Annotated in this window: 13 protein-coding genes; 4 read left to right on the top strand and 9 right to left on the bottom strand. The window is 72.9% G+C overall.

The features are described from left to right. Positions 1 to 99: 99 nt before the first annotated feature. Entirely contained in the window at positions 100 to 1,167 is a 1,068-nt protein-coding gene (locus tag O2W18_RS01580; protein ID WP_269185828.1) for a calcium/sodium antiporter, read from the top strand. 87 nt (positions 1,168 to 1,254) lie between these two features. On the opposite strand, the gene O2W18_RS01585 is transcribed toward O2W18_RS01580, so the two are convergent. The 9 genes from O2W18_RS01585 to O2W18_RS01625 form a co-directional block, all read right to left on the bottom strand. Then, on the bottom strand, positions 1,255 to 2,220 hold the full coding sequence (locus O2W18_RS01585) for a pirin family protein (RefSeq protein ID WP_269185829.1): 966 nt from the start codon (positions 2,218 to 2,220) through the stop codon (positions 1,255 to 1,257). Positions 2,221 to 2,230: 10 nt separating this feature from the next. After that, entirely contained in the window at positions 2,231 to 3,229 is a 999-nt protein-coding gene (locus O2W18_RS01590; protein WP_269185831.1) for a pirin family protein, read from the bottom strand. A 72-nt stretch (positions 3,230 to 3,301) separates the two neighbouring features. Beyond that, positions 3,302 to 4,258: a glycoside hydrolase family 88 protein gene (locus tag O2W18_RS01595; protein WP_269185832.1), complete on the bottom strand. Its 957-nt coding sequence runs from the start codon at positions 4,256 to 4,258 to the stop codon at positions 3,302 to 3,304. A 68-nt stretch (positions 4,259 to 4,326) separates the two neighbouring features. Next, a complete protein-coding gene (locus O2W18_RS01600; protein WP_269185833.1) occupies positions 4,327 to 5,052 on the bottom strand; it encodes an SDR family NAD(P)-dependent oxidoreductase in 726 nt (241 codons plus the stop codon). After that, entirely contained in the window at positions 5,049 to 6,446 is a 1,398-nt protein-coding gene (locus tag O2W18_RS01605) for a GH1 family beta-glucosidase (RefSeq protein ID WP_269185834.1), read from the bottom strand. Before O2W18_RS01605 ends, O2W18_RS01600 begins: the two co-directional genes overlap by 4 nt. Before the next feature lie 131 nt (positions 6,447 to 6,577). After that, positions 6,578 to 7,675 (bottom strand): ABC transporter ATP-binding protein, encoded by a 1,098-nt coding sequence (locus O2W18_RS01610; RefSeq protein WP_269185835.1) that lies wholly within the window; start codon positions 7,673 to 7,675, stop codon positions 6,578 to 6,580. A gap of 55 nt (positions 7,676 to 7,730) precedes the next feature. After that, on the bottom strand, positions 7,731 to 8,642 hold the full coding sequence (locus tag O2W18_RS01615; protein WP_269185836.1) for a carbohydrate ABC transporter permease: 912 nt from the start codon (positions 8,640 to 8,642) through the stop codon (positions 7,731 to 7,733). Positions 8,643 to 8,651: 9 nt separating this feature from the next. Next, positions 8,652 to 9,638, bottom strand: coding sequence for a carbohydrate ABC transporter permease (locus tag O2W18_RS01620; protein ID WP_269185837.1), 987 nt, complete (start codon positions 9,636 to 9,638; stop codon positions 8,652 to 8,654). A 158-nt stretch (positions 9,639 to 9,796) separates the two neighbouring features. Beyond that, positions 9,797 to 11,128, bottom strand: coding sequence for an ABC transporter substrate-binding protein (locus tag O2W18_RS01625; RefSeq protein WP_269185838.1), 1,332 nt, complete (start codon positions 11,126 to 11,128; stop codon positions 9,797 to 9,799). Between the two features lie 198 nt (positions 11,129 to 11,326). Between O2W18_RS01625 and O2W18_RS01630 the strand changes: the two genes are divergently transcribed. The 3 genes from O2W18_RS01630 (at position 11,327) to O2W18_RS01640 (ending at position 15,082) form a co-directional block, all read left to right on the top strand. Continuing rightward, complete coding sequence (locus O2W18_RS01630) at positions 11,327 to 12,355, top strand: LacI family DNA-binding transcriptional regulator (RefSeq protein ID WP_269185839.1); 1,029 nt, start codon at positions 11,327 to 11,329, stop codon at positions 12,353 to 12,355. Positions 12,356 to 12,485: 130 nt separating this feature from the next. Then, complete coding sequence (locus O2W18_RS01635; RefSeq protein WP_269185840.1) at positions 12,486 to 14,138, top strand: circularly permuted type 2 ATP-grasp protein; 1,653 nt, start codon at positions 12,486 to 12,488, stop codon at positions 14,136 to 14,138. Continuing rightward, on the top strand, positions 14,129 to 15,082 hold the full coding sequence (locus O2W18_RS01640) for an alpha-E domain-containing protein (protein WP_269185841.1): 954 nt from the start codon (positions 14,129 to 14,131) through the stop codon (positions 15,080 to 15,082). The genes O2W18_RS01635 and O2W18_RS01640 overlap by 10 nt, the downstream gene beginning before the upstream one ends. The last annotated feature ends 4 nt before the right edge of the window (positions 15,083 to 15,086 follow it).

The raw sequence follows: 15,086 nt of genomic DNA on the forward strand, positions 1-15,086 counted from the left end.
GGACGTCGCGCCGAGGCGACGGGCAGGTGGCCACCGGGGGAACGGTCTGCCGGCGACGGCTGATCCCCGGGCCGGCTGGGCACCGGGCCGGGTGTGACCGTGCTCGAGCTGCTGGCTGGACTCGTCCTGCTCACCGCCGGCGGCGAGCTGCTGGTGCGCGGGGGCTCGGCCCTGGGCCGCGCGGTCGGCATCTCCCCGCTGGTCATCGGGCTCACCGTGGTCGCGTTCGCCACCGCAGCACCCGAGCTGGCTGTCTCGCTGGGCGCCGCGCTGACCGGTGCAGCAGGGATCGCGGTCGGCAACGTGGTGGGCAGCAACATCGCCAACGTGCTGCTGGTGGGCGGTCTGACCGCGGTCGCCGCGCCGCTGGCCGTCGACCGGAAGCTGCTGCGTGGAGACCTGCCGGCGCTCCTGGGCCTGTCCGTCCTGCTGCTCCTGCTCGCCATCGACGGCACCGTCGCGCTGTGGGAGGGGCTCCTCCTGGTGGTCCTGGCTGTCGCCTACCTCAGCTGGAAGGTGCTGGCCGGTCGGCGTGAGGCCCCGGACGGGACCGAGGACGAACGGCCGCCGCTGCGGCCGCGCACGGTGCTCGCTCCCCTCGGGATGCTGCTGATCGGGGTCGCCCTCCTGGTGGTCGGCGCGCGGATGCTGGTCGCCGCCGCGACCACGATCGCCGCCGCGTTGGGGCTGTCCGACCTGGTCATCGGACTGACCGTGGTCGCTGTCGGCACCTCGTTGCCCGAGTTGGCCACGACGGTGGTGGCTGCGGTGCGCGGTCAGCGGGAGATGGCGCTGGGCAACATCGTGGGCAGCAACGTGCTGAACATCGGGGTGGTGCTCGGGCTCACCGCCGTCGTCGCACCGGGGGGCCTCCCGGTCGACGCCTCCGCACTGCGCCTGGACCTGCCGGTGATGATCGCCGTCACGCTCGCGTTCGTGCCGCTGCTGCTCACCGGTGCCACGCTGGTCCGCTGGGAGGGCGGGTTGCTGCTCGCCTGGTACGCGATCTACCTCGCCGTCCTCGTCCTCCCTGCCATGGGATCGGCGGCCGCCCCGGAGTTCACCGCGGTGGCGCAGTGGGGGCTGCTGCCGCTCACCGCCGTCGGGCTGACGGTGCTCACCGTCCGGGAGGTCCGGACACGGCGACGGGCCTCCGCCACCGGCTGACCCGTCCCCGCACCCACGGGGACGCCCTCTGCGCCATCGGCCAGGCCGCGGAGGGGCCGAAGTCGCGACTTTGGCCCCTCGCGGGCGTCAGCGGGTGCGGCCGCGGGGCTTGAGGGGGACCGGGGGCAGGGCGGGGGCACCGAGCCGCTGGCCGTCGAAGCCGGGGACGTCGGCGAACCGGTCGCCCTCGGCCCACTGCTCGGCGAACTCGGCGATCTCCTCACCCGAGCGGCCGACGAAGTTCCACCACATGACGATCCGCTCCTCGAACGGCTCGCCGCCCAGCAGCAGCAGCTGTGCGGCGTCGTCCGCGCGCAGCCGCACCGTGCGCCGGCCCGAGCCCAGGTAGAGCATCGCGCCGGGGGTCAGCGGCACGCCCTCGACGTCGGCGGTGCCCGACGCGGTGAGCACCGCGTACTCGAAGTCCGGTTCGAGCGGCAGCTCCACGTCGGCACCGGCGGACAGCGCGAGGTCCACGCCGACCAGCGGGGTGTGCGCCGTCCCCGGTGAGGTGGCGCCGGCCATCGTGCCCATCAGCACGGTCGCCCGCACCCGGTCGGAGTCGAAGCCGGGCAGCGCGGTGTGGTGCTCGAACGCCGGGGCGACGTCCCGGGCGCCGTCGGGCAGCGCCACCCACAGCTGTGCGCCGTGCAGGTAGCGCGGGTGGACGGCCGGCGACTGTTCGGCGTGCGCGATCGCGTGCCCGGCGGTCATCAGCGCCAGCTCCCGCGGCCGGATCACGACGTCGCTGCCGAGCGAGTCGCGGTGGTGCACCTCGCCGTCCAGCAGCCAGGAGACGGTCTGCAGCCCGGTGTGCGGATGCGGCAGCACCTGCATCCCTGCGGAGCCGAAGACGTCGTCGGGGCCGTAGTGGTCGACGAAGGCCCAGGCGCCGACCAGCCGCCGGCCGAGCGTGGGCAGCAGTCGGCGGACGTGGGTCGCCTCGCCGAGCAGCACCTCCTTGCCCGGCAGCAGGTCCAGCACCGGCCCGGCCGACGCCTGGGCGCGCCCGCCCAGCTCGTGCGGCGCCGGCCGTGGCTCGAGGTTGCTCATGGCCGCCTTCCTACTCGCTCAGACCCTGGACGTCACCGTGTGCGACCCGGGCGGCCGGGATGGTGCCGAGCCGGCCGGCGGAGGCGTCGGTCATCGCGTCCAGCACCTCCTGCCGGGTGTTCATCACGAACGGCCCGTACATCGCGATCGGCTCCCGGATCGGCAGCCCGCCGAGGACGACGACGTCCAGGTCCGGCGTGCGGGCCTCGGCGTGCCGGTCGCCGGGTCGGGTGCCGTGCACGGTCACCGTGTCGCCGGGGCCGAGGACGGCGAGCTGTCCGGTGTGCACCGGCGCGCCGTCGACACCCACCGAGCCGGACCCGGAGAGCACGTAGACCAGCGCGTTGAAGTCCGGCCGCCAGGGCAGGTCCAGCGAGGCGCCGGGGGAGACGGTCGCGTGCACCATCGCCATCGGCGTGTAGGTGCTGCCCGGGCCGCGGTGCCCGCCGACGTCACCGGCGATCACCCGCAGCAGCGCGCCGCCGTCCGGGCTGGTCAGCAGCACCGACTGGCGGGCCCGCAGGTCCTGGTAGCGCGGCTCCACCCACTTCTGCGCCGCGGGCAGGTTCACCCACAGCTGCAGGCCGTGGAACAGCCCGCCGCTGAGCACCAGCGCCTCCGGTGGGCGCTCGATGTGCAGGACGCCGCCGCCGGCGGTCATCCACTGGGTGTCGCCGTCGCTGATCGTGCCTCCGCCGCCGTGGCTGTCGGCGTGCTCGAAGGTTCCGTCGAGGAGGTAGGTGACGGTCTCGAAGCCGCGGTGCGGGTGCCACGAGGTGCCCTTGGGCTCGCCGGGGGCGTACTCGACCTCGCCCATCTGGTCCATGTGCAGGAACGGGTCCAGGGCGCGCAGGTCGACGCCGGCGAAGGCGCGCCGGACCGGGAAGCCCTCGCCCTCGAAGCCGGACGGCGCAGTGGTCACCGAGCGCACCCGGCGGCGCACCGTCCGGGGTGCGGGCAGGGGGACCCGGGCGAGGGTGGTGGTGTCCTCGACGGTCACGGCGGGCATGGCGTCCTCATTTCTGTTGAGGGCTCAACTACGTGGTCACTGTAAGCCGCCTCCCCCGGACTGTCTTCCCCATCAGGGTGACCGGCCGGCGCGCCAGCGTCGGCAGGCCGCGTCGGCCAGCAGCAGGAACGCCTGCGCCTCGGGGGAGTGGCCGGACCGGTCGAAGTGGGGGGCAGCGCTCGCGCCGGTGACCCGGCCGAGGTCGTCGACCCGGTCGCGGACGGCGGCGAGCAGCGACTCCCCGAGGTCCCCGTACCGGCCGGGCAGCCAGCCCTCGGCCGCGCCGGTCAGCGCGGCGAGGGCGACCATCGAGGCGATGTTGGTCTCCGCCGGGGTGGCCGGGTCGTCGAGCACGTCGCCGAACAGGCCGTCGGGACGGCGCAGCGGCAGGACGGCGTCCAGCAGGGTGCGCACCTCTGCGGCGACCGCGGTGCCGGCGGCCCCCGGCAGCCAGCGCACCGCCCGGGCCGCGCCGGCGGCGACCCAGCCGTTGCCGGTGCCCCAGGCGCGTGGGTCGGCGAACGCCCCGGCGTCCTCGTCCCAGCGGGCCGCCCACAGGCCGGTGACCGGATCGCGCAGCCGGGCGCGGTGGCCGGCCAGCTGCGCGACGGCGGCCGCCCCGTCGCCGCGGCAGGCCAGGAACGGCACCACCATGTGGACGGTGTCGGCCCACACCTGGCGGCTGCCGACCAGGTGGAACAGCGTCCCGTCCGCCGCCCGCGGCGCGCCGGACCGCAGCCAGCCGTGCTGGCGGGTGGCGGCCGCGGCCAGCGCCGGGTCGCCGAGCCGGTGGGCCAGGGAGTCCACGAACTCACCGAGCGCTGCGCCGTTCACCGCGCAGGCCGGGTCCAGCTCGGCCAGCCGCCCGTCGGGCAGTTGGCGCGCCACCGCGTCATCGACCAGCGCACGCAGCAGGCCGGATGCGCCGGCGTCGTCGAGCACGGCGGCCGTGAGCCCCTGCTCCCAGGAGTGGCGCTGACCGACCAGCAGGCAGTCGAGCACGCGTCGGCGGGTGTCCCGATCGAGCACTGCGGTCCTTCCTGACGACTCGAGCCCCGGCCGCAGTGGCGGCCAGGGCTCGAGCAGCGGTGGGCGGGTCAGAAGGAGATCTGGGCGCCGTCCTTGAAGATCCGGCCGGTCACCGTCGGTGGCTCGCGCAGCAGCGCCAGGGCGCCCGCCGCGCTCTCCTCCGGGGTGCCCGGCGCCTCCGCACCGCCCAGGTCGGTGCGCACCCAGCCGGGGTCGAGGGCGTTGACCGCGACCTCCCCGGCCAGCTGTGCGGCCTGCATGAGCACCAGCCCGTTCAACGCCCACTTGCTCACCCGGTAGCTGCCGATCCCGGCGTCGCGGATGAGCTCGCTGGTGCCCGCCCCGGAGCTGACGTGCACCACCCGGGGATCGGTGCCCTTGCGCAGGGCGGGCAGCAGCGCGAGCACCAGCCGGTGCGGGACGACGCAGTTGACCAGCAGGCTCTCCTCGAGCGTGCCGGCCGGTTCGTCCTCGAAGCGCGCCTCGCGGGCGAGCATCACCCCGGCGTTGTTCAGCAGGACGTCCAGCGTGCCCCACCGTTGCCCGACCACCTCGGCCAGCCGGTGCGGCGTGGCCTCGTCGGTCAGGTCGGCGACGACCGCGGTGAAGGAGCCGGGCCCGTCGGCCAGCTCCCGGCTGAGCTCGTCCAGCCGTCGCCCGTCCCGGGCGGTGCCGAGGACGTCGGCGCCCGCCGCGACCAGCTGCCGGGCGACGGCCGCGCCGACCCCGCGGGACGCACCGGTGAGCAGCACCCGGCGTCCCGCGAGGTCGGCGTCGGGAGCTCCGACCGTCACACGCCGTCCTTGGCGCTGCGGATGACCTCGGCGTAGGTGAGCGCGCTGTCCTTCGGCGTCCGCACCTGAGTGTCGTAGTCGACGTGCACCAGCCCGAAGCGCTGCGCGTACCCGCGGGCCCACTCGTAGTTGTCCAGCAGGGACCAGGCGAAGTAGCCGCGGACGTCGGCGCCGGCGTCGATCGCCTCGGTCATCGCCGCGAGGTGCCGCAGCAGGTAGTCCACCCGCTCGGGGTCGTGCACCTGGCCGTCCGCCGAGACCTCGTCCGGCCACGCCGACCCGTTCTCGGTGATGAACAGCGGCGTGCCCGGTGCGATCTCGGAGATCCGGGTGAGCAGCGCGGTGAACGCCTCCGGGGAGATGCCCCAGCCCATCGTGGTCGTCGGGCCCTCGGGCGCCAGGTCCTCGACCCGCTCGGCGCCGATGAAGGTCGGGTGCTTGCCGCTGGGCTCGCTGAGCCCGCGGACCGTCGACTCGAAGTAGTAGTTCACGCCGAGCCAGTCCACCGGCGTGGAGATGACCTCCAGGTCGCCGTCCTCGATCGGCAGCGGTGCGCCGGCGGCCGCCAGGTCGGCGACGACGTCGTCCGGGTACTCGCCGGTGGCGATCGGCACCAGGAACATCCGGTTCTGCTGCCCGTCGAGCCGGCGGGCGGCGTCGACGTCGGCGGGGGAGTCGGTGGCCGGGGACATCGGCGTGAAGTTCAGCGTGATGCCCAGGTGGTCGGCGCCCTTGTCGCGCATGACCTGCGTCGCCAGGCCGTGCCCGAGCAGCAGGTGGTGCACCGCGCGGGAGGCCTCGACCGGGTCCTGGTGGCCCGGGGCGTGCTGGCCGGCCATGTGGCCCAGCAGTGAGCTGCACATCGGCTCGTTCAGCGTCGACCAGTGCGGCACCCGGTCGCCCAGGGCGTCGTACACGATCCCGGCGTAGTCGGCGAAGCGCAGCGCGGTGTCCCGGTTCGTCCAGCCGCCCTGGTCCTGCAGCCCCTGCGGCAGGTCCCAGTGGTACAGCGTCAGCCACGGGGCGATGCCGGTCTCGAGGAGCTCGTCGACCAGTCGGCGGTAGAAGTCCAGGCCGCGCTGCTCGATCGCGCCGGCGCCGGTCGGGAGGACCCGGGACCAGGAGACGGAGAACCGGTAGGCGTCCAGCCCCAGGTCCTTCATCAGCGCGACGTCGGCCGGGTAGCGGACGTAGTGCTCGACCGCGACGTCGCCGGTGTGCCCCTGGAACGTCGTGCCGGGGGTGTGGCTGAAGGTGTCCCAGATGGACGGCCCGCGGCCGTCGACGTCCACCGCGCCCTCGATCTGGTAGGCGGCGGTGGCGGCGCCGAACACGAAGCCCGGCGGGAAGGTCAGCCCGGCAGCGGTCTGCGGGCGCACGTCGGTGGAGGTCATGACAGGAGTGCTCCTTGCGAGGGCGTGGGGGGACCGCGCGGCGAGGTCACGCCGTGCGGAGGAGGAGGGGACGGCCCCCCTGCGCCGGCCCGCCGCGAGCTCGCGGGCGGTGGGGGCAGGGGGGTCCTTCGTCAGTCGACCCGTTGCTGGGTCTGGGCGTCGAACACGTGCAGGGCACGCAGGTCCGTGCTCAGCCAGAGCTGCTGCCCGGTGGTGACGCCCGACCGCGGCTCGGTGCGCACCACGAGGTCGGCAGAGTGCAGGACGTCGTCCGGGGCGTCGGCCAGCGAGGTGTAGAGGAAGGCGTCCGAGCCCAGCTGCTCCACCACGTCGACCCGCACCGGCAGGCCCTCGCCGGGGCCGGCCAGGCGCACGGCCTCGGGGCGGAACCCGACGGTCACCTTCCCGTTGCTCGCGGCGGCCCGGGTCAGCTGGTCGCGGGGCACCGGCAGCACCGCGCCGCCGACCTGGACGCCGCCGTCCACCGCGTCCCCGGTGACCAGGTTCATCGCCGGTGAGCCGATGAAGCCGGCGACGAACACGTTGGCCGGCCGGTCGTACAGCTCGCCGGGGGTGTCGCACTGCTGCAGGACGCCGTCCTTGAGCACCGCGACCCGGTCGCCCATGGTCATCGCCTCGACCTGGTCGTGGGTGACGTAGACGGTGGTGGTGCCCAGCCGGCGCTGCAGGGCCGCGATCTGGGTGCGGGTCTGCACCCGCAGCTTGGCGTCGAGGTTGGACAGCGGCTCGTCCATCAGGAACACCTGCGGGTTGCGCACGATCGCCCGGCCCATCGCCACCCGCTGGCGCTGGCCGCCGGAGAGGGCCTTGGGCCGGCGGGACAGGTAGGCCTCCAGGTCCAGGATCTTCGCCGCCTCGCGCACCCGCGTGGCGCGCTCGTCCTTGGAGATGCCGGCCAGCTTCAACGCGAAGCCCATGTTCTCCTCCACCGTCATGTGCGGGTAGAGGGCGTAGTTCTGGAACACCATCGCGATGTCCCGCTCCTTGGGCGGGGAGTCGGTGACGTCCCGGTCGCCGATCACGATCGAGCCGGTGTCGACCTCCTCCAGCCCGGCGAGCATCCGCAGCGAGGTGGACTTGCCGCACCCGGAGGGCCCGACCAGGACCAGGAACTCGCCGTCGGCGATCTCCAGGTCCAGGGCGTCGACCGCCGGCCGTTCGGCCTTGGGGTAGATCCGGCTGGCCTGCTGGAAGGACACGGTGGCCATGGTCAGGCACCTCTCGAGAGGGGGGAGGAAGGGGAGGACGGAGCTGCGCAGCGGGTCATCCCTTCACCGCGCCCTGCATGATGCCGCCGACGATCTGCTTGCCCAGGATCGTGAAGACGATCAGGACGGGCAGGGTGCCCAGCAGCGTCCCGGCCATGATCACCGAGCGCTGCGGCACGTAACCCGAGCCGAGTCCGGCCAGGGCCACCTGCACCGTCGGATTGGCGGTGGTCAGCGCGATCAGCGGCCAGAAGAACTCGTTCCAGGCGGTGAGGAACGTGAGCATCGCCAGCACCGCCATCGCCGGCCGGGCGACCGGGACGACGATCGACCAGAAGATCCGGAAGGTCGAGGCGCCGTCGACCCGGCCGGCCTCCAGCAGTTCGTTGGGCAGCGCGGAGATCAGGTACTGCCGCATGAAGAAGACGCCGAAGGCGCTGACCAGCGTGGGCAGGATGACCGCCTGCAGCTGGTTCACCCACTGGAGCTCGGCGATCATCATGAACAGCGGGATCACCGCCAGCTGGGTCGGCACCATCATCGTGCCGATCACCAGACCCAGCAGGACGCCCTTGCCGCGGAACTGGAGCTTGGCGAAGGCGAACCCGGCCAGCGTGCAGAAGAGCACGGTGCCGACGGTGATGCTGCCGGCGACCAGGACCGAGTTGAGGATCGCCTTGCCGATCGGAGCCTGCTCGAGGGCTGCCTGGAAGTTGTCGAACAGGCTGGCGTTGGGCAGGAACGGCGGCGGGGTCGCGGCGATCTCGGCGTTGGTGTGCGAACCCGCCACCAGGGTCCAGTAGAGCGGGAAGATCGACACCAGCGCCACCAGGGTCAGCAGCGTGTAGGTGACCGGGCCGGGCTTGCCGGCCTTGCTGCCGCCACGGCGGCCGCGGCGGCGGGCCGCGGGGGCCGCCGGCGGTGCGTGCCGGCCGGTCTCGGTGACGGGGGGAGCGAGGGTCGCCATGCCGGTCTCCTACCGGTCTGCCCGGTTGCGGAGGCGGCCGATGACGGCGTTGACCCCCACGATCACCAGGATGATCATGAACATGGCCCAGGCCGTGGTGGCTGCCTGACCGATGTGGAAGTTGCTCCAGCCCTGCTGGTACATCAGCAGGCCGAGCGTCTGGTACTGCCCCGAGGCGCCGCCGGAGGTGGTGCCGTTGCCGGCGAACAGCAGCGGCTCACCGAACAGCTGGACGGCGCCGATGGTCGAGACCACGATCGTGAACAGGATCGTCGGGCGCAGCGACGGGATCGTGACGTGCAGGAACTGCTTCCACTTGCTCGCGCCGTCGATCTCCGCGGCCTCGTAGAGCTCACCGGGGATCGACTGCATCGCGGCCAGGTAAATCAGTGCGTTGTAGCCGGTCCAGCGCCAGGTGACGATCACCGCGATGGCGACCTGGCTGCTGACCGTCCCGGCCTCCCAGTCGATCGCCTCGAGGCCGACGGCCTCCAGCATGGTGTTGATCAGGCCGTAGTCGCGGCCGAAGAGCTGGGAGAAGACGAGCGTCGCTGCGGCGATGGACGTCGCGTAGGGCATCAGCATCACGGTGCGGAAGAAGGTGCGGCCGCGGAGCTTGTAGTTCAGCAGGTGCGCCAGCCCCAGGGCCATGCACAGCTGCGGCACCGTGGCCAGGATCCCGATGGTGAAGGTGTTGCGGGTGGCGTTCCAGAAGAACTCGCTCTGCAGCAGGTCGCGGTAGTTCTCCAGCCCCACCCAGGTGCCGCCGTTGATGTTCGACAGGCTCGTCTCGTGCAGCGAGACCCAGGCGGTGTACATGAACGGGTAGAGGCTGAACGCCGCGAAGACCAGGAAGAACGGTGCGACGTAGGCGTAGCCCCAGCGGTTGCGGGTCAGCTGCCGGCGCTTGCGCGGGCGGGCGGGGGAGGTGGCGGCGGGGGCCGGAGGGGGTGCGGCGATCGCCGCTTCCCGGACGGTGCCACTCGCGATGGTCATGCAGTGTCCTCGACGGTGTCGGTGGGCGCGGATCGGGCCGGGCGGGTCCCGGGGGCACGAGCGGGCCGGGACGGCGGGGGCCGGTGCAGGTGCCCGGGAGCGGGTGACGCTCCCGGGCACCGCGTCCGGTCGGCGTTGCGCTGTGCTGAGCCGCAGGCTCAGCCGCCGGTTGCCTGCTGCGCGGCCTTCAGTGCGTTGTCCCAGCCCTCGTCGGGGTCCGCACCGCCGGAGGCGATGTCGGTCAGCGCCGTGGTGAACGCCTCCTGGATCTGGGTGTCGTACGGGCCGATCGGGGTGCGCTGGATGTTCGCCGCCGACTCACCGAAGATCTCGCCGGTCGGGGCGCCGTTGAAGTACTCGTTGGTCGCGCCGACGACCTCGGGGTCCTCCGCCGCCTGCGGGCTGGAGGGGAAGTGCGCTGCGCGGGTGAACATCTTCACCTGCTGCTCCGGGGCGGTCAGCCACTCGACGAGGTCCTTGGCCGCCTCGGCGTTCGGGCCGTCCTCCGGGACGGCGAGGAAGGAGCCGCCCCAGTTGCTGGCGCTCTCGTCGGCGCCGGGCAGCGGGGCGATGTCCCAGAGGCCGGCCCCGGTCTCGCCCATCTGGGAGTTGATGTACCCGAGCATCCACGCCGGGCAGGCGATCGTGGCGAACGCACCGTTGGAGAAGGCGGCGTTCCACTCGTCACCGAACTGGCTGAGGTTGGCGGTCAGCCCCTCGTCGGCGGCCTGGCTGGCGTAGTCCCACGCCTGCTGCACGCCGTCGCTCTCGGCCGGGATCGGGTTGCCCTCCTCGTCGTTGTAGGCCAGGTCGCCCTGGTACACCGAGGAGGAGAAGATGCTCGCCGGGCTGTCGACGAACGCGCTGTCGGCGGGCTTGGTCGGCGAGGCCATGTACTGCTCGGCGACCTCGATGTAGGCCTCCCAGGTCGGCCATAGCTCGGCGACCTCGGCCCGGTCGGTGGGCAGGCCGGCCTGCTCGAAGAGGTCCTTGCGGTAGCACATCGCCTGCGGGCCGATGTCGGTGCCGAGGGCGATCGTCTCACCGTCGGCGGTGGAGGCCTGGCCCCACTTCCAGTCGTAGAAGTTGCCCTCCAGCTCGTCGGCGTTCTCCTCGGCGGCGAAGTCGACGAAGGCGTCGGCGTGGTTGCGCACGACGTCGGCGATGAAGCCGATCTCCAGGGCCTGGACGTCGTCGAGGCCGGAGTTGGCGGCCAGCCGGGTCTGCAGCGACTTGTAGTAGGCCGCGGACTGGGCGACGTTGTTCTGCTTGATCGTGACGTTCGGGTGGAGCTCCATGTACTCGTCGTAGAGCCCCGCGTTGTCCAGGTCCATGGTGCCGAACGTGCCGACGGTCAGGGTGACCGGGGCATCGGGGTCGTAGTCGGCGGCGTCGGCGCTCGCGTCGTCCGAGCCACCACAGCCGGCGGTCAGCAGGACCGCGGCCAGGGCGGCTCCCCACGCCGCCCTGCTCTTCGTGGAATGGAACATCTGACCTCCTGGGTCGGCCCGGGACGCGTGCTCCGCTGCATCGTCCACCGGGTGCGTGAGAACGCTCTCACGGCCGTGGCGCACAGAGTGGTCTGGGCCACAGGTGGCTGTCAAGTAACGGGTGGGTAACGGTCCAGGGCTATGCGGGAGCGCTCTCACGGTGCACCATGGTCGCGACCCTCAGAGCACTGGAGACCCATGACCGACATGAGCACGCGGCCGGCGTCGCCGACGCTGGACGAGGTCGCCGTGCTCGCCGGCGTGTCCCGGGCGACGGTCTCGCGGGTGGTCAACGACTCCCCGCGGGTGAGCCCGGAGGCCAGGGCGGCGGTGCGGTCGGCTATCGCCGAGCTCCGCTACGTGCCCAACCGGATGGCCCGCAGCCTGGTCACCCGGCGCACCGACACCATCGCGCTGGTCCTCAACGAGCCCAACACCCAGGTCTTCTCCGACCCCTTCTTCGCCAGCATCGTGCGCGGGGTCTCCGCGACACTGGCCGACACCGACCTCAACCTGGTGCTGCTCACCGCCCAGGACGAGCGGGAGCAGCAGAAGATCGGCCGGTTCGCCCGCCGCGGGCACGTCGACGGCGTGATCCTCATGTCGGTGCACAGCAACGACCCGCTGCCCGACAACCTGGCCGAGGCCGGCGTGCCCCTGGTGATGTGCGGGCGGCCCTTCGACGACCGCGCGGTCGCCTACGTCGACGCCGACAACCGGGGCGGCGCCGAGGCGGCCACGGCGCACCTGATCGCCTCCGGCCGCAGCCGGATCGCCACGATCACCGGGCCGATGGACATGATCGCCGGGGTCGACCGGCTCGCCGGCCACCGCGCCGCGATCGTCGCCGCCGGGCGGCAGCTGCACCCGGAGCTGGAGGAGGAGGGCGACTTCACCGAGGTCGGTGGCGCCCGGGCGATGGAGGCGTTGCTGGCCCGCGAACCCGAGCTCGACGCGGTCTTCGTGGCCTCCGACCCCATGGCGGTGGGCGCACTGCGTGCGCTGCGCGCCGCCGACCGGCGGGTGCCCGAGGACGTCGCCGTGGTCGGCTTCGACGACGCCGCCGTCGCCGCCCGGTGCGACCCGCCGCTGACCACGATCGCGCAGCCGCTGACCGACATGACCCCGCTGCTCATCGAGCTGCTGCTGCGCCAGATCGAGGGCGTGGGCGAGGCGGCGGAGTCCCGGGTGTGCCAGACCTCGCTCGTCCGGCGCGCCTCGGCCTGAGGAAGTCGAAGGACCCCCTCGCCCCCCACCACTCGCAGGCTCGCGGCGGGTCCCTGCGAGGGGGCCGTTCCAGCACGTCGCCTCCGGGCGTCGAAACGCGTGGGACACACGCCCTGTCTAGGTTCGTCCCATGGCGGACCTCTTCGACGGCTACCCGCTCGGGGAGCAGTGGGACGAGATGTTCTCGGCTCCCGGACAGCCCCGCGCCCCCTACACCGGCCTGTTCAGCTCGCTGCAGCCGATGTCGGGGGAGGAGCTGGCCGCACGGGCCGACGTCCTCTCGCAGACCTACCGCGACGCCGGGGTGACCTTCGCGCACGCCGGGGAGGAGCAGCCCTTTCCGTTGGACATCGTGCCGCGGGTGATCGGCCACCAGGAGTGGTCGGTGATCGAGCGCGGGGTCACCCAGCGCGTGCGTGCCCTCGAGGCGTTCCTGGCCGACGTCTACGGCGCCGGCGAGGTCTTCACCGACCGCATCGTGCCGCGCAGCGTGGTCACCACCAGCGCTCACTTCCACCGGGCCGCGCACGGGCTGGTCCCACCCAACGGCGTCCGGGTGCACGTCAGCGGCATCGACCTGGTGCGCGACGAGGCCGGTGACTTCCTGGTCCTGGAGGACAACCTCCGGTCGCCCTCGGGGGTCAGCTACGTGATCACCAACCGGGCGGCCATGACCTCGGTGCTGCCGGAGCTGTTCGGCGACCACCGGGTGCAGCCGGTCGCGGAGTACCCGGGCCGGCTGCTCACCGCGCTCAAGGCGTCGGCGCCGACCGGGGTCACCGACCCCACGGTGGTGCTGCTGACCCCCGGCGTCTACAACTCCGCCTACTTCGAGCACGCGCTGCTCGCCCGGCAGATGGGCGTCGAGCTGGTCGAGGGCCGGGACCTGGTCTGCTCCGGCGGCCAGGTCAGCATGCGGACGACGGACGGCCAGCAGCGGGTCGACGTCATCTACCGCCGGATCGACGACGAGTTCCTGGACCCGGTGCACTTCCGCTCCGACTCGGTGATCGGCTGCGCCGGGGTGCTCAACGCCGCCCGCGCCGGCCGGGTGACGATCGCCAACGCGGTGGGCAACGGGGTCGCCGACGACAAGCTGCTCTACACCTGGGTGCCCGACCTCATCCGGTACTACCTCGGTGAGGAGCCGGTGCTCGCCAACGCCGAGACCCACCGGCTCGACGACCCGGACACCGTCGAGTGGGTGCTCGCCTCCCTCGACCAGCTGGTGCTCAAGCCGGTCGACGGCTCCGGTGGCAAGGGGATCGTGATCGGGTCTCGGGCCGACGAGCAGACGCTGCAGGAGCTCGCGGTCAAGGTCCGCAGCAGCCCGCGGGACTGGATCGCGCAGAAGCCGATCGGCCTCTCGACGTCCCCGACGTTGATCAACGGCCGGATCGCCCCGCGGCACGTCGACCTCCGGCCGTTCGCGGTCAACGACGGCACCGACGTCTGGGTGCTGCCCGGCGGGCTGACCCGGGTGGCGCTGCCCGAGGGCGAGCTGGTGGTCAACTCCAGCCAGGGCGGGGGCTCGAAGGACACCTGGGTGATCACCCCGCCGCGGCCGGCGGTGGATCCTGCTCCCGAGCACGACGTGACCCGGATCGAGTTCACCACCGAGGACCTGCCCGTCGAGCCACCCGCCCAGGACCCGGGGCCCCCCAACGAGGACGCCCTCGCCCAGTCCCAGCAACAGCAGCAATTGAAGGACCCCGCCCCCCTCACCCCTCGCAAGCTCGGGGCGAGCCTCTGGGCGGGGCCGAAGGACGGTGCGTGGTGCTGAGTCGGATCGCGGAGTCGCTGTTCTGGATCGGCCGCTACGTCGAGCGCGCCGACGACACCGCCCGGATCCTCGACGTGCACACCCAGCGGCTGGTCGAGGACCCGTGGATCGACGAGCAGAAGGCCTGCGCCAACCTGCTGGCGCTGATGGGGGTGCCCTGCCCGCCCGAGGAGGCCGACACCGAGCGGGTGCTGGCCACCCTGGCCTTCGACCGGGCGAGCCCGAGCTCGATCACCGGGGCGCTGTCGGCCGCCCGGGAGAACGCCCGCGGCGCTCGTGAGGTGCTCTCGGCGGAGATCTGGGAGTCGCTCAACGTCACCCACAACGCCCTGCCCCAGCAGCGGACCATGGCCCGCCGGTACGGCCCGCACTCGATGTTCCGGTTCGTCCGGGAGCGCTCGGCGATGGTCTTCGGCCTGGCCGACGCCACGATGAGCCGCGACGAGGGCTGGCTGTTCCTCGTCCTGGGCCGGTCGCTGGAGCGGGTCGACATGACCGCCCGGATGCTGTCCACCCGGGTGCTCGCCGGCGACGCCGCGCCGTCCTGGACCCTCGTGCTGCGCTCGACCGGCGCGTACGAGCCCTACCTGCGCACCTACCGGGGAGCGGTGAACTCCAGCCGTGCGGCGGAGTTCCTGCTGCTGGACCGCCTCTTCCCGCGCTCGGTGTTCGCCTCGCTGGAGCGCGCGGAGGGGTGCCTGGCCGAGCTGGAGCGGGTGAACGTGCGCGAGGGCCACCGGATCGGCGTCGCCGGCGAGGCCCACCGGATCGTCGGCCGCGCCCGGACCATGCTGGAGTTCATGCAGACCGACGAGATCCTGGCGCGGCTGCCGGCCCGGCTCGACGAGCTCCAGCGCACCTGCTCGGCGGCCAGCGAGGCGGTCACCAACCGGTTCTTCACCGAGCAGGCGCCGCAGGTCTGGGTGCCGGAAGGCGTGGGGTGAGCGC

The organism is Modestobacter sp. VKM Ac-2983 (assembly GCF_026967885.1).
In the GTDB taxonomy this organism is placed as follows: domain Bacteria; phylum Actinomycetota; class Actinomycetes; order Mycobacteriales; family Geodermatophilaceae; genus Modestobacter.

Coding starts and splice junctions, on each gene's coding strand:
- O2W18_RS01585 (WP_269185829.1), bottom strand. CDS start 2,220: ATGAGCAACCTCGAGCCACGGCCGGCGCCGCACGAGCTGGGCGGGCGC.
- O2W18_RS01590 (WP_269185831.1), bottom strand. CDS start 3,229: ATGCCCGCCGTGACCGTCGAGGACACCACCACCCTCGCCCGGGTCCCC.
- O2W18_RS01605 (WP_269185834.1), bottom strand. CDS start 6,446: ATGACCTCCACCGACGTGCGCCCGCAGACCGCTGCCGGGCTGACCTTC.
- O2W18_RS01610 (WP_269185835.1), bottom strand. CDS start 7,675: ATGGCCACCGTGTCCTTCCAGCAGGCCAGCCGGATCTACCCCAAGGCC.
- O2W18_RS01615 (WP_269185836.1), bottom strand. CDS start 8,642: ATGGCGACCCTCGCTCCCCCCGTCACCGAGACCGGCCGGCACGCACCG.
- O2W18_RS01620 (WP_269185837.1), bottom strand. CDS start 9,638: ATGACCATCGCGAGTGGCACCGTCCGGGAAGCGGCGATCGCCGCACCC.
- O2W18_RS01625 (WP_269185838.1), bottom strand. CDS start 11,128: ATGTTCCATTCCACGAAGAGCAGGGCGGCGTGGGGAGCCGCCCTGGCC.
- O2W18_RS01630 (WP_269185839.1), top strand. CDS start 11,327: ATGACCGACATGAGCACGCGGCCGGCGTCGCCGACGCTGGACGAGGTC.
- O2W18_RS01635 (WP_269185840.1), top strand. CDS start 12,486: ATGGCGGACCTCTTCGACGGCTACCCGCTCGGGGAGCAGTGGGACGAG.